The following is a 12,872-nucleotide window of genomic DNA, read 5'->3' on the forward strand; positions in this document are numbered from 1 at the left end:
GAAACGAGCTTCTGACCAGCGGCCAACCTCAATAGCCGAACTGGGATTTCGCAGCCGCGACACACTGGTCTTTGGCCGTGCCGGCCAAGGCATCGCATTTTTCAGCGGCGACCTTGTACTCGGCGATTCGTTTATCCTCGCGCGCATCGCTGCGCGCCTCGATGACTTTCTTGTCCGCCCGCGCATCGGCCAGCGCCGCGGTACGGCTGGCCTTGGCCCGCTCCACGCACACGTCGCGCTCGTTGCCTTCCAATGCGGCGCAACGGGTACGGTCCAGCGCGAAGTCGGCATTGGCGATATCGATCCGCGCCTTCGTGTAGGCACGCAGCGTATTGCGGTACTGCGCCGTGGCATCGGCTTCTGCGCGCACCCGGGCGGCTTTCGCCTCGGCGATGCACACATCCTTCGGGTTGCCGGCGGCGGCATTGCAGCGTTCGCGTGCCGTCCTGTACTCGGCGGCGGCAGCCGTCTTCGCGTTCTCGAACAGCGCTTTAGCTTCCGGCGTGGCCGCCATGGCGGTACCAGCGCACAGGAGCATTGCGGCGATCCGGGTCACGGCATGGAATGCCGCCCTTGCGGTACGCAACGGGCAACGTGCCGTGCTCATTGCCGCTTCGCCTGCCGCCCAGTCTGTCGCCTTGTCTGTCGCGCTGCCTGCCACGACAATTGCCGCCTTCATGCCAATGACTCCGTACCTGTTTTCGATAGATCACAGTGTCCGCTACCCGCGCCCGGCGTTCTGTACGCTGGCGTACATTCAGTGCAAGTTTTGCAACAAAATACACGCGCAATCCAACTGAGCAATTAGCTGAGCAAAGCAACTCCGCAAACCAGCCGTGCAATCCAGCCAGGTAATCCAGCCGAGCACTCAACAGCGCCATCGAACCGGGTCAGGTGCGCGTCCCGCTACAGGCGGCCCGGCCGTGGCTCGACAGGACAGGGTGCGGCATCGCACAGACCCCGGCTGCGCTGCGGGACTAATCTGGCGCCACATCTTCGAGGAGGACTGAACATGAAACCAACTCACGCCTTGAGCGCAGCAATGGTCGCGGTCTCTCTGCTGGCCACGGGCTGCGCCAGCAATTACCCGACCGGCACCAACTACTCGACCCAGGCCGATGCTTCGACCTACGGCACGATCGAGAATATCCAGGTCGTGCGCGTGGATCCCGCTACCAGTGGTGCAGGTGCGGTAGCAGGCGGCCTGGTCGGCGCACTGGTGGGCAGCCAGGTCGGATCGGGCGGTGGCCGCACGGCCGCCACCGCCGCCGGAGCGATCGGCGGTGCCGTCGTCGGCAACCAGATCGAATCGAACCGCAATGCGCCGCACGACATGTACCAGATCAGCATCCGCCTGGATAACGGCGATTACCGCACCGTCAACCAGGACAGTGCCTACGACCTGCGCGTAGGCAGCCGCGTGCGGATGGTGGACGGCCGGGTCTACCGGTATTGACGGCGCGCCGCTGACTGCGCCCTAGACCCCCTGCACGGCTTCCCGGTGCGCTCCCTGCGGCGCACCGCGAACGAGTCCAGGATTTACATTAACAACATAAAGGAGCAACCATGGGCACCATTCTCTTGATCATTCTGGTACTCGTCCTGATCGGCGCACTGCCGACCTGGCCGCACAGCAGGAATTGGGGCTATGCCCCAAGCGGCATTGCCGGACTCATCGTCGTGGTCCTGCTGATCATGCTGTTGACAGGCAGGCTGTAACGAAACACGGGGCGCTGCGGCGCCCCGCTTGCTTTGAGGAGGGAACGTCATGAAACGATCGATCATCGGCGCCATGCTGGCCGCCGGGCTTGCCGCTGGTTTTGCCGGATCGGGCAGTACTGCCGCGGCACAAAGCACCTCGCCCGCCATGGCGCAGCAACAGCAGCGTGAAATCGCCCGCGGCGACCCGGCGCGCTGGATGAAGGGCGACGGCACGGAGCAGGCGCAGCTTGCCACCAAGCGCAAGGAAATCGGCGCGGCACTGAACGAAGCACTGAACGACTGCAAGGCGAGCGCCGGCGCCGAGCGCAAGGCCTGCGTGCGCGAGGCGCGCGAAACCTACAGCCGCGACATGGCCAATGCGAAGGAACTGGTGGCGCAGTCGAACGGGATGGGTGGCGTGTACGACACCGCCGGGCCGTCGGAATAAGACGCCAGGCCGCCCTTCTGTCCCGCTGCGTGTCAGCCCGCTGTCGCCTTGACGCCGAGCGGCAACTGCGGCGCGCCGGCAGCCGGCGAATCGGGCAGCGGCGGCAGTTCGTGCACGACCAGTGGAGTGTCTTCCGACACGTGCGCCAGCCAGCCAGCCGCGCCGATCGCGCGCAGCGCATCGGCATACCCCTGGTTCCAGCGCCATTGCACGGAGCCTTGCGAGAAATTGATGTCCTTCAGCGCCATGTGCCAGTCGTGGCCCGCATAGGGAACGCGGACCACGTGCAGCGTGGTGTCGCAGCCCAGTTCGGCCAGGTCGCGCGCATGCTCCGCACTGCGCTGCTGCGGCGGCATCGATGCGTACAGCTCGCGCAGCTTCTGCTGCAGGCGGCGCGTCTTCACGTAATCGTCGAGGTTGCGCTGCGAACGGGAAGCGAACGTCACGTCCTTCTGCCGCGTCTGCACCTCTTCCAGCGTATCGGGCTCGGGCCCCTGCGCGCTCCACAGGTCGACCATGAAGCACAGCGTGTCGACCGGCCGGTGCGTATCGTCCAGCACGGTCTGCAGCGGCGTGTTCGAATACAGGCCGCCATCCCAGTACAGCTCGCCATCGATGCGCACGGCCGCGAAACCCGGCGGCAAGGCGCCGCTGGCCCGGATATGGTCGGCGGTAATGTGGCCGGGGTCGAGGCTGTCGAAGCTGACCAGGCTCCCGGTCGACACGCGTAGCGCGTTGACGGTGAGACGCATGCCTTCGGGGCTGTTCAGCACATCGAAGTCGACCAGCTCTTCCAGCGTTGCATTCAACTCTTCGGTGTCATAGAAGCTGGCCTGCTCGGCGGGCACCCGCAGCCCGAAGCCGAACGGGCTGAACGGGCGTGGCCGGAAGAAACCGCGGATGCCGGAAACCATCGCCTGCAGCGTCGACAGCCGGATGTTCTGGCGCCGCTGCGCCTCGCTCATCCATTTCGGATCGTAGGGATCGCGCTGCGACATGCGGTCCCAGAACTCCCTGATCCGCTCCAGCCGGTGTTCCTCGCGATTGCCGGCCAGCAGCGCGGCATTGATCGCACCGATCGACGTACCGACCACCCAGTCCGGCGTCAGGCCGTGTTCGTGCAGCGCCTGGTACACCCCGGCCTGGTAGGCGCCGAGCGCGCCGCCGCCCTGCAGCACCAGCACGACGCGCATGCCGTTCGGGTTCAGTGGATGGGAATCCGCATCGCTCAAGCCGTACCTCCGGGAGTTGATGGCATCGGCAGGCATTGTAGCGTGCAAATTCCATGCTTACCGAGAACGCCGCTAAAACGGCCGAGCCGCAAAAAAAACGCCGCGGAATCCGCGGCGTTTCGGGGGCGAAGCGTGATGGCTTACAGCGAACCACTCTGCTTGCGCTTGTAGATCCACGCGCCGAGCGCGGCCAGTACGGCACCCACGCCGATGGCCGGCTTCACCAGGCGCTTGCGCGAGATGAACGAGCCCACCGACATGGCGATCGGCATGATCGTCTTGTAGTTGGCAAGCAGTCCACCGGCGCCGGCTGCCGCCGCGGTGCCGCCGATGACGCCGGCGAGCCGCGTCTGCACCGTGCCGACGGCCAGGTCGACAGCGCCGTGCAGCAGCACCTCGGGGTGCAGCGCCTGCGCCATGTTGTGCTTGCCGGCCAGTACGCCGATGCGGTACAGCTCACCTTCCTTGATCAGCCGCGCCTTCGCGGCATCGCGTGCGGCCTTGCGTTGTACGTCGTCGCTCATCGCATTCCTTTCACAGCAGCATGTCGCGGTCGGCCTTCAGTTCCGCCATCGTTGCCGGCAGCGCCAGCGAACCATCGCGAATCTTGGCCATCGCCGCCTTCACGAGAAGGTAGGCAATCACCACGAAGACCACGGCAAGGATCAGCAGGATCTTCCAGCCCAGTGCGTCCCACAGCAGGAACACCAGGGTCGCGGTGCCAAAGGCGATCGCAAACCACGCCGCCAGGATCGACAGTGCAAACAGCACGGCCAGCCGGACGAGATGATCACGGACCTCCGACAGTTCCGCCACCGCCAGTTCGAGGCGGGACAGGACAAGACGCAGCGCGTTCTTGACCAGGCCCGACAACGAACCGAACAGGCCGGGAGCGCGCGGTTCGGTATGCTCGGAGTGCTCCATGGCGTCTCCCAGTTCCGGGCTTATTTACGGCCCAGGATCACACCGACCAGCAGGCCGACGCCCGCCGCAACGGCGATCGAGCGCCACGGATTCTCCTTCACATACACATCGGTGGTGGCGGCAACCTGCTTGCCCGTTTCAACCGCTTTCACCTGTGCGTCCTGGGCCTTTGCCAGCGCCGTATCCAGCGCGCGCATGCCGCGGCCGCGCAGTTCTTCCGCCTTTTCGCCAGTCAGTGCGGTGGCGGCAGTGAACAGGGCTTGTGCGTCTTTGACCAGGGTTTTCACGTCGTTGTTGACGGTACTGATGTTATTTTCCAGCATGATTAAAAGCTCCTTTTCACAGTGTTGAGTATCAACTTTACAACGGCATGCTCATTCGAGCAAATCGCGCATATCGTCCGCGTGCTCTTCTTCCTCGGCCATGATCCTGACGAGCAGCTGCGAGGTCACGGGATCGGTGTCGCCGATCCTTTCGATCATCTGCCGGTAGGCTTCGATCGCCACGCGCTCGGCAATCAGGTTGGCCCGAATCATCGACTGGACTTCCAGCGAGTCATCGTATTCCGCATGGCTGCGCTCGTGCAGCGTGGCCGGGTTATAGTCGGGCGCGCCGTTCAGCTGTACGATGCGCTCGGCCAGCCAGTCGGCATGCTTTTCTTCTTCGCCGGCATGCTCGAGGAACTCGGCCTTGACGGCCGCATTGTTCTTGCCGCTGACGGTGTAGTAATGCCGCTTGTAGCGGTTGATGCAGACGAGCTCGGTTGCGAGCGCGTCGTTCAGCATCTTCAGCACGGCTTCGCGGTCGCCCTTGTAGCCTGCCGTGACCGGGCCGTCCGACAGGTTCTGTGCGGCGGCGCGGATGGCCGCGGTATCGATACCGCTGGCCTGGGTGGGGGTCGTTTCGGACATGGTGTTCCTTTCGGTGAAATCAGCGACGTGCCTGGATCGGCTTGCCCGGTTCGGACAGCACGATCTCGACACGGCGGTTCAGCTGGCGGTCGCCCGCCGTCTCATTGCCGGCCACGGGATAGGCTTCGCCATAGCCCCGCACTTCCACGCGGGAGCGGTCGATGCCGGCCTGCGACAGTGCGCTGCGCACCGCTTCGGCACGGCGCTGCGACAGTTCGAGATTGTGGGCGGTGGAACCGGTGCTGTCGGTGAAGCCTTCGATCAGCACGGTACGGTCGGTGTTTTCGCGCAGCACCGTGGCGAGCTTCTGCACGGTGGCCTGCCCGCCCGACGTCAGCACGGCCTGGTCGACATTGAACAGCACGTCGCCCAGCGTGATGATGGTGCCGCGCTCGGTCTGCTTGGCTTGCAGCTCGGCCAGTTGCGCTGCCAGGGCCTGGGACTGGGCCTGCGCGCTTTGCGTGGCGGCGTTGGCCTGCTCGGCGCGGGCACGTGCCGCTTCGGCCTCGGCCTGCGCCTGTTCGGCGGAACGCTTGGCCGCTTCGGCTTCGGCGGTACGGGCCTGCAGGCGTACCTGCTCGCGCTCCTGCGATGACTGCTTCAGGTCCACCTCGGCCTTGCGGGCGCGTGCCACTTCCTGCGCGGTGCCGATCTTCTGCTTGGCGACATAGGCCAGCTGGTCGATCTTCTCGATCTTTTCCCGCTCGGCGGCTGCATTGTTGGCGGCATTCAGTGCCGCGGTCGCGTCGTTGAATTCGCGTACCGCGTATTCCTTGACGGCGCTGTTGGCCTGCGCCGCCTCGTAATCGCTGCGCGCCTGGTCGAGCGTGCTGGTGGTCAGCGGCGTGGAGCTACAGGCGGAAAGTGCAATGGCCAGCGACAGCAGCACAGGGGTGAACGTACGTTTCATGGGGCTCCTCCTTACTGTTGTTTGTTGGCGCGGTCGAGTTCTTCGCGCAGCACACGGACGTTTTCCTGCACCTCATTCGCGGCGCTGGTCGCCTTGGCGGAGGTGGCTTTGCTCTGGGCCAGCTTCGCATCGGCCTGTGCCTGCTGCGAAAGGTCGGAGGCCAGCTTGTAGTCCTTGTCCGCCAGCGCGCGGCTGGCTTGCTGCAGCTTCTCGCGGGCAGCCAGCAGTTCAGCGGGCGCCAGCTCGGCGGCGCCGGCCTGTGCGGCATTCTCGACGGCTGCGCGCGATACGGCGACATCGGCGGTGGCCGGGGTTTTCTGGCTGGCGCAGGCCGACAGCAGGACGGCGGTCGCACACAGCATTGGCAAGGTGTAGCGAGGGCTCATTCTTTTTCTCCTCAAAAGTTAGTTGAATCCGACTGGTTTGCGGAACGTAGTGAAGTTATAGCCGAATGAACAACTTGCTATCGGTACGGTGCCGCACATAAGGGAGATGGCCGTTGCAAAGGCGCACTGGAGTGCACGCCAGCGTGCGGCACCGCACACTGTGGTGGCTGCCTTGCCGCGACAGTGCGATGCCGCAGCTTGCAAGGTTAAACTAGGCAATACAAAGGTAACAATTCGTTACTGCGTGCGTTCGCGAACAGTTCGGTTTATACCGTTTTCTTAAGCTCGTTCCATCGGTGCGGACCTAGTGACGCTAGTGCCGCCCCCTTTCAAACGAGGAGCGAGCCATGAACAACCTGACTTCCCCGACGACCGTCCTGTCCGGCATCGTATTGGCGATGCTGGTGGCCTGTGCATCCGTCGACGTGTCGCCTCCAGCCAGCGTGGAGATGAGCGACAGCGCGCTGACCACCAACGTGCGGGCCGGCCTGGCCAGCCAGCCGGGCCTGAATCCCGCCGACATCATGGTGGAAGCGTATGACGGCGAAGTTCGCCTGTCCGGCTTTGCCGCCAGCGCCGACGAGGCCGAAAAGGCGGTGGCGGCGGCACGCAGCATCAGCGGCGTGAAAGTCGTCCGGAACGACCTGAAAGTAAAGTAAGGGCAAGCAGGGTCGAACAGGCAAGTCAGGGTGAAGTCACGGCGATGCCGGCACGACCGGAACGCTCCATCAACTTCGCTGGGCAATTTATGAAGGAGTGCATCATGAACATCAAACAGATCGCAATGCGCCTCACCGTCGCGGGCGCCGTACTGGGCCTGTCGGCATGCGCCAACATGTCGGCACAGGACCGCAACACCGCCATCGGCGCCGGCGTGGGTGCCGTGGCCGGCTCCGCCCTGTCCGGCGGCTCGGCGCTGGGCACCGTGGGCGGGGCTGCCGTCGGCGGCGTGATCGGCAACCAGGTCAGCAAGCCGACCCGCTGACCGCAGCGGTCCACCATGAAAAAACGGAGCCTCGGGCTCCGTTTTTCGTTGTGCTCCAGACGCCGCTTCAAACGATGCACCTCGGACGATGCGCTTCAGACGACGTGCTTCCGGCGATGTGCTTCCGGCGATGTGCTTCCGGCGATGTGCTTCCGGCGATGTGCTTCCGGCGATGCGCTTGATATGAATGCGCCGCCCATGGCTTGCGCTTACACGAAGACCTTGCCCATGCCGATCGCGCCGTTTTCCTTGACCAGTTCATAGCACCGGCAGGACACCGCTTCCAGCCCCGCCGAATCGAGGATCTCGATGTTGCCGCGGCTGTAGGTAATCAGCTTCTGGTTCTGCAGCGCGCTGGCCGCCTTCGTGACGCCGACGCGCCGCACGCCGAGCGCGTGGGCGAGGAACTCGTGCGTCAGATGGAATTTTTCGGACTGCAGGCGGTCGCGCGTGATCAGCAGCGAGCGCGCCAGCCGTGCCTCCAGCACATGGAAGCGGCTGCATACGGCGATCTGGATCGCCTGCGCCAGCAGCGTGTCGGTATAGCGGTGCAGCAGGTGCTGCAGCGATTCCATGCGCGCGAAGCCGTCACGGAAATCCTCGGCGCCCATGCGCAGCACAGTACCGGCGCGCTGCACCACGGCGCGTACCTGCGCCTGGCGGTGGCCGAGCGCGACGGAGGCGCCGAGCATGCCTTCGCGGCCTATCGAGCCCACTTCGAGCGTCATGCGCCCTTCCGCCACGGCCAGCAGCGAGACCAGTGCATCGACGGGAAAGTAAATGAAGGCGATCGGGTGGCCGGGTTCATATAACACCTCGCCCACTTCGGCTTGCACCGGCTCGCACAGGGCCTCGATCTGGACGAGGTCCTCTTCCGGGAGGCTGGCCAGCAAGCGATTACTCACTTGCGGCAACAGGGCCGGATTACTGTGCGCGGTGTCAAAATTCAGGTTCATATTGGTCTGATCGGTTGGCATGTGCACATCTTGTAACGAGGTTAACGTTTCCTTACCGAGGTGTATGTACGGTGACGCACGGAACACCCGCCGGTGCGGCAGGACAATCGTTTCATCGTGCCGGCAACGGCCCATACATACAACGAGGAGTCCAGATGAACCAGCCGAACAACCACCCAAGCACGCCACCCACAAAGCACAACGTACCCGCCATCTTCATCATCGCGGCCGTCATACTGATCCTGTTTTGCGGCGTCGGCATCGCTGCGCTGATGGGCTGGCTGCCCTCCGCAAAACACGCCGGCAGGCCGGGCGAACTGATGACGCCGCCGGCGGAGCAGCTGGCCACGGCGCCCGTGGCACCGGCCACTCCGGCAACGCAGTCGAGCCAGTACGCGGCCGGCGCCGGCACCATCAATGGCACGCCGACCCGCGACCTGACGACGTCCGGCGGTTCGGCAGCCGGCAGCACCGGCGGCTCGGCCGCCGTGAGCGCACCGGTGGTGCCGGCCCAGGAAGAACGCGTGCCGGCCCCGGTACGCGACAAGGCGCTGCAGCGTGAACGCGAACGCGAGCGCGCCGCCGACAAGGCCGCGGAATCGAAACGCGCGGCATCCGTATGCAACGAGTGCGGCATCGTCGAATCGGTCAAGGACGGGAAGACGCGCGGCGACGCCAGCGGCGTGGGCGCCGCCGGCGGCGCCGTGGTCGGCGGACTGCTGGGCCGCCAGGTCGGCGATGGCCGTGGCCGCGACCTTGCCACGATCGCCGGTGCCGTGGGTGGCGCCGTGGTCGGCAACCAGGTCGAGGGCAGCCTGAAGGGCAAGCGCAACTACGAAGTGGTGGTGCGCATGCACGATGGCGAACTGCGCACCTTCTATACCGACTCGCCGGTCTGGCGTGGCGGCGACCAGGTCAAGGTGGTCGAGGGCATTCTCCAGTCACGCTGAACCGTTGTGCTTGTGTCACAGCCCCGCCATCGTGCGGGGCTTTTTTTTGCTTTGTCTGGCAGCGAACAGAAGTTCCTGCTGAGAGAACCCGACAATAAAAGTGCACGCTAAATCACGCGCCTCAGGCGCACGGGGAGAACGGGATGAACAAGGCATTGTGGGGCTGGCTGATCGCCACGGGCTTGCTGCTGGCGCGGATCGCCTACCTGGAACTGCAGGAAGGAAGAATCGATGTGGTAGACGGCGCCGCCGAAGTGATGTCGCTGGTGTTGCTGACGGGCGGCCTGCTGGCCGGCCTGCTCGGCATTACAGGCATGCTGGGGATGCTGGGCTGGGTACCGCGGCCGGGAAAAAAATGAAGAAATGACAAACTTCGTACGGCACCGTACAGAAGCCGGCGGCGCTTCCTCGCATACTGAAATCCATGACGGCGCCAAGCCGGACATATTAAACCCGAGAAGAGAGGACGATCATGCTTTATACAATTGCCGTAGTACTTATCATCCTTTGGCTGCTGGGCCTGGTGACCTCCTACACCATCGGCGGCTTCATCCACATCCTGCTGGTTGTCGCCGTCATCATGATCCTGCTGCGCCTGATCAGCGGACGAGGCCTGTAGCGTTGACGGCACCGTGGCGGCGCTGCATGCATGCAGCGCCGCCCTGTTTTTTGCAGGGTCTACAATGCGAATACTAGGAGGAGAAAAATCATGAACATTCCATATGCAATGCGCAAGGCCGTTGTCGTTTCCGTGGCCGCAGCGATGACCCTCGGCGCCACGGGTTGCGCCAACATGGATACGACGCAGCGCGGCACCGCCACGGGTGCCGGCGTGGGCGCCGGACTGGGCGCCATCCTCGGTGCCACGACCGGTGGCGGCGGCGGCGGCCGCGCGGCCGGCGGCGCCGTACTGGGTGCGGCAGCCGGTGCCGTGGTGGGCAACATCTGGTCGAAACGGATGGAAAGCCAGAAGCAGGCCATGGAACAGGCAACCGCGGGTACCGGCGTGCAGGTCTCGCAGACCGCCGACAACCGGCTGCGGATGGAAATCCCGAGCGACATCTCGTTCGACACCAACCGTGCTGACATCAAGGACAATTTCCGCCCGATCCTGGACCGCTTCGCCACCACGCTGAAGGAAAATCCTGCCACCACGGTGACGATCATCGGCCACACGGACAGCACGGGTTCCGATTCGGTCAACCAGCCGCTGTCGGTGGAGCGCGCCTCGCACACGCGTGACTACCTGGCTTCGCGCGGCGTGTCGCCTGCCCGCGTGGTGGTCGAAGGCCGCGGCGCCCGCGAACCGATCGCGTCGAACGACGACAACAGCGGCCGCGCCCGCAACCGCCGCGTGGAGATCTACGTGGCCGAACCGGCACCGCGTTCCTGACCCGCGGAGGCCGACATGAAACCGTCACGCCTGCTCGCCATGGCCCTTGCCGCCGCCTGCGCGCAGGCGGCGCACGGCGCCGCGCTGAAACCGGGGCTGTGGGAAATGACCAGCAAGGTCGCCGCCGCCAGTCCCGAGACGATGCAGGCGCTGGCCCTGGCCCAGCAGCAGATGGCTTCGTTGCCGGCCGAGCAGCGCCGCGCCGTCGACCAGATGCTGGCCCGGCATGGCGTGACGATGCAGCTGGCCGACGGCGGCGGCGTTAAGGTGAACTTCTGCCTGTCGAAGGAACAGGCGGAAAACCCGCGCCTGCCGTCCGGCCAGCCGGGCCAGTGCACGACGACCCAGTCGCCGGTGCCCGGCGGCCTGAACATCGCATTCAAATGCAGCCGGCCGCCATCGTCCGGAAACGGCCAGGTGATCTTCGAAGGCGACAGCGGCTATTCGATGCGGATGAACGTGGACAGCACCATGCAGGGCCAGGCCCAGCAGATGACGGTGGAAAGCGCCGGACGCTGGGTGTCCGCCGATTGCGGCAGCACGCCGCCGGTGCAGTGACGCCGGGCTTGCAAAGCGCAGGTGGTGCCTGATTCAACCGTGGCCGCCACTGGTGCCTGACACTATTCCCGGACGCTTCATCCGGGAATGGTGTCAGGCACCGGTTTTAGTATCCGAAACCACGTAAACCAATCCCTGCCAAAGACCGGTGTCCGACACCCCGAGGGTGTCCGACACCAGTCCGCGGCACCGGTCCGCATCAGCCGTCATCCCCTGCCCTCAGAACGCGTGCCGCAAGCCCAGGTTGATGGCGCTGCGCCCCTTGCCCTGCTCGCTGAAGTTGCCGACCGTGTACGGCGCGTTGTTCTCGTCCTTGATCTTCGCGTAGGCGGCATAGAACGCCGTGCGCTTCGACATCATGTAGGTCACGCCGGCGGCGATCTGGTTGGCGTCCTGGTTGGCCAGCGTGCGGTCGTCCTTGCGGATATACGACACCATGAACGTGGCCGGGCCCGTCGAGTACGACACGCCGGCCAGCGCATCGTTGCTGCGCGTGGACGGCGATGCCAGCACCAGCGCACCATACGGATTGTCCTGGTCCCACGGCGAGCTGCCGACCCCCTTGTTGACGGCATAGGCAGCATAGACGGTGGCAGCCTTCGACACGTGCATGTTGGCCGCGATAAGCGAATTACGGGACGACAGGTCGACCGGCGTGGTGGCGCCGGCGCCTTGCAGGAAGTTGTTCTTGCGCTGGTGCGCGGCGCGCAGCGTGAACAGGCCGCCCTGGTAGCCGATCGTCGCGCCATACGCGCGATTGCGCGTGGTGCTGAACGCCGATTCGCCGAAGCTGTAGATCGCGCTGGCCGAAAAGCCGCGGAAGGTGTTCGAACGGTACTTGATGGCGTTGTCCGACCGCTTCGTGCCGTTGCCGATCAGGTTGGTCGCGGTGCCGGCGGTGCCGCCGTGGAACGGGTCGGCCACTTCGGACAGCGTTTCATAGCCGACATCGTATTGCCGCCCCACCGTCAGTGCGCCCCAGCGGTTCGCCAGGCCCACGTAGGCCTGGCTGCCGAACAGGCGGCCGCCCTGGTCCGACTGGCCGGTGTCGTTGCGCACGCCCGCTTCCAGCGTGAAAATGGCACGGGTATCGTTGCCGAGGTCTTCCTGGCCGGAGAAACCCAGGACGGAGCCGGTGGACACACCGGGCGAGATCTTCGTGCTGGGGCAGTCGCCGCTCGGGCAATCGTGCTCGGACACGGCACCGGCATCGAGCACGCCATACACGCGGATCGAGGAAGATTCCTGCGCCAGCGTCGCCATCGGGAACAGGCAGGCCAATGCAATCAACTTGGTGTTCATGATTCGTCTCTAGGTCAAGTCCAACGACCGATTGGCTCGGTCCCGCCACCTTGCGTGCTTTCCCGAGGTTTGTTACCTGGGGGTTGCTTACCTAAAGCTTCAAATCCAAAGCTTGAAACAAAATTGCTGGATACGAGGATAATGCCGGCCCGCATCGTCTCTCTGTGCGGAGACTCACAAACTAGGATGCATAGTTCAACCATATACCTGTGCGCG

General features: G+C 64.7%; 20 protein-coding genes. 10 read left to right on the forward strand and 10 right to left on the reverse strand.

Annotated elements, in window-relative coordinates; all coding sequences use genetic code 11:
- Nucleotides 1-28: 28 nt before the first annotated feature.
- Nucleotides 29-679 (reverse strand): hypothetical protein, encoded by a 651-nt coding sequence (locus FHS02_RS24280; protein ID WP_229422418.1) that lies wholly within the window; start codon nucleotides 677-679, stop codon nucleotides 29-31.
- Between the two features lie 333 nt (nucleotides 680-1,012).
- On the opposite strand from FHS02_RS24280, the gene FHS02_RS24285 reads away from it, so the two are divergent.
- The 3 genes from FHS02_RS24285 (at nucleotide 1,013) to FHS02_RS24295 (ending at nucleotide 2,149) form a co-directional block, all read left to right on the forward strand.
- Nucleotides 1,013-1,456, forward strand: a complete 444-nt coding sequence (locus FHS02_RS24285; RefSeq protein ID WP_137316850.1) for an outer membrane lipoprotein — start codon at nucleotides 1,013-1,015, stop codon at nucleotides 1,454-1,456.
- 110 nt (nucleotides 1,457-1,566) lie between these two features.
- Nucleotides 1,567-1,719: a DUF3309 domain-containing protein gene (locus tag FHS02_RS24290; protein ID WP_130185456.1), complete on the forward strand. Its 153-nt coding sequence runs from the start codon at nucleotides 1,567-1,569 to the stop codon at nucleotides 1,717-1,719.
- Nucleotides 1,720-1,768: 49 nt separating this feature from the next.
- Nucleotides 1,769-2,149, forward strand: a complete 381-nt coding sequence (locus FHS02_RS24295; protein WP_229422417.1) for a hypothetical protein — start codon at nucleotides 1,769-1,771, stop codon at nucleotides 2,147-2,149.
- A 32-nt stretch (nucleotides 2,150-2,181) separates the two neighbouring features.
- Here FHS02_RS24295 and FHS02_RS24300 read toward each other — a convergent pair whose 3' ends face one another.
- The 7 genes from FHS02_RS24300 to FHS02_RS24330 form a co-directional block, all read right to left on the reverse strand.
- Nucleotides 2,182-3,342 carry a patatin-like phospholipase family protein gene (locus FHS02_RS24300; protein ID WP_137317758.1) on the reverse strand — a complete coding sequence of 387 codons (1,161 nt, stop codon included), beginning with the start codon at nucleotides 3,340-3,342 and terminating at the stop codon, nucleotides 2,182-2,184.
- Nucleotides 3,343-3,521: 179 nt separating this feature from the next.
- Nucleotides 3,522-3,905, reverse strand: a complete 384-nt coding sequence (locus FHS02_RS24305) for a hypothetical protein (protein ID WP_137316849.1) — start codon at nucleotides 3,903-3,905, stop codon at nucleotides 3,522-3,524.
- Between the two features lie 10 nt (nucleotides 3,906-3,915).
- Nucleotides 3,916-4,305, reverse strand: a complete 390-nt coding sequence (locus tag FHS02_RS24310; RefSeq protein ID WP_137316848.1) for a phage holin family protein — start codon at nucleotides 4,303-4,305, stop codon at nucleotides 3,916-3,918.
- A gap of 20 nt (nucleotides 4,306-4,325) precedes the next feature.
- Nucleotides 4,326-4,628, reverse strand: coding sequence for an ElaB/YgaM/YqjD family protein (locus FHS02_RS24315; protein ID WP_137316847.1), 303 nt, complete (start codon nucleotides 4,626-4,628; stop codon nucleotides 4,326-4,328).
- Between the two features lie 51 nt (nucleotides 4,629-4,679).
- Nucleotides 4,680-5,216 (reverse strand): ferritin-like domain-containing protein, encoded by a 537-nt coding sequence (locus FHS02_RS24320; RefSeq protein ID WP_137316846.1) that lies wholly within the window; start codon nucleotides 5,214-5,216, stop codon nucleotides 4,680-4,682.
- A gap of 19 nt (nucleotides 5,217-5,235) precedes the next feature.
- Nucleotides 5,236-6,126 carry an OmpA family protein gene (locus tag FHS02_RS24325; RefSeq protein ID WP_137316845.1) on the reverse strand — a complete coding sequence of 297 codons (891 nt, stop codon included), beginning with the start codon at nucleotides 6,124-6,126 and terminating at the stop codon, nucleotides 5,236-5,238.
- Between the two features lie 11 nt (nucleotides 6,127-6,137).
- The gene (locus tag FHS02_RS24330) at nucleotides 6,138-6,512 is read right to left on the reverse strand and encodes a DUF4398 domain-containing protein (RefSeq protein ID WP_137316844.1); all 375 of its coding nucleotides are present in this window, start codon (nucleotides 6,510-6,512) and stop codon (nucleotides 6,138-6,140) included.
- A 347-nt stretch (nucleotides 6,513-6,859) separates the two neighbouring features.
- On the opposite strand from FHS02_RS24330, the gene FHS02_RS24335 reads away from it, so the two are divergent.
- Nucleotides 6,860-7,171, forward strand: a complete 312-nt coding sequence (locus FHS02_RS24335) for a BON domain-containing protein (RefSeq protein ID WP_137316843.1) — start codon at nucleotides 6,860-6,862, stop codon at nucleotides 7,169-7,171.
- Nucleotides 7,172-7,272: 101 nt separating this feature from the next.
- Nucleotides 7,273-7,497: a YMGG-like glycine zipper-containing protein gene (locus tag FHS02_RS24340; RefSeq protein ID WP_175425019.1), complete on the forward strand. Its 225-nt coding sequence runs from the start codon at nucleotides 7,273-7,275 to the stop codon at nucleotides 7,495-7,497.
- Between the two features lie 209 nt (nucleotides 7,498-7,706).
- On the opposite strand, the gene FHS02_RS24345 is transcribed toward FHS02_RS24340, so the two are convergent.
- Nucleotides 7,707-8,453 carry a Crp/Fnr family transcriptional regulator gene (locus FHS02_RS24345; protein WP_137316841.1) on the reverse strand — a complete coding sequence of 249 codons (747 nt, stop codon included), beginning with the start codon at nucleotides 8,451-8,453 and terminating at the stop codon, nucleotides 7,707-7,709.
- A gap of 155 nt (nucleotides 8,454-8,608) precedes the next feature.
- Here FHS02_RS24345 and FHS02_RS24350 point away from each other — a divergent pair, with 155 nt between their 5' ends.
- From FHS02_RS24350 to FHS02_RS24370, 5 genes are all read left to right on the forward strand, one after another.
- On the forward strand, nucleotides 8,609-9,403 hold the full coding sequence (locus FHS02_RS24350) for a glycine zipper 2TM domain-containing protein (RefSeq protein WP_137316840.1): 795 nt from the start codon (nucleotides 8,609-8,611) through the stop codon (nucleotides 9,401-9,403).
- Between the two features lie 143 nt (nucleotides 9,404-9,546).
- Nucleotides 9,547-9,762 carry a hypothetical protein gene (locus tag FHS02_RS24355; protein ID WP_137316839.1) on the forward strand — a complete coding sequence of 72 codons (216 nt, stop codon included), beginning with the start codon at nucleotides 9,547-9,549 and terminating at the stop codon, nucleotides 9,760-9,762.
- A gap of 113 nt (nucleotides 9,763-9,875) precedes the next feature.
- A complete protein-coding gene (locus FHS02_RS24360) occupies nucleotides 9,876-10,022 on the forward strand; it encodes a lmo0937 family membrane protein (RefSeq protein WP_121670992.1) in 147 nt (48 codons plus the stop codon).
- A gap of 108 nt (nucleotides 10,023-10,130) precedes the next feature.
- Nucleotides 10,131-10,796, forward strand: a complete 666-nt coding sequence (locus FHS02_RS24365; protein WP_137317757.1) for a YiaD family glycine zipper/OmpA-like lipoprotein — start codon at nucleotides 10,131-10,133, stop codon at nucleotides 10,794-10,796.
- A 15-nt stretch (nucleotides 10,797-10,811) separates the two neighbouring features.
- A complete protein-coding gene (locus FHS02_RS24370; protein ID WP_137316838.1) occupies nucleotides 10,812-11,354 on the forward strand; it encodes a DUF3617 domain-containing protein in 543 nt (180 codons plus the stop codon).
- Nucleotides 11,355-11,573: 219 nt separating this feature from the next.
- Here the strand turns inward: FHS02_RS24370 and FHS02_RS24375 are convergent, their stop codons facing one another.
- Nucleotides 11,574-12,656 (reverse strand): porin, encoded by a 1,083-nt coding sequence (locus FHS02_RS24375; RefSeq protein WP_137316837.1) that lies wholly within the window; start codon nucleotides 12,654-12,656, stop codon nucleotides 11,574-11,576.
- Nucleotides 12,657-12,872: the final 216 nt, after the last annotated feature.

This window comes from Pseudoduganella umbonata (assembly GCF_014192225.1).
In the GTDB taxonomy this organism is placed as follows: domain Bacteria; phylum Pseudomonadota; class Gammaproteobacteria; order Burkholderiales; family Burkholderiaceae_D; genus Rugamonas; species Rugamonas umbonata.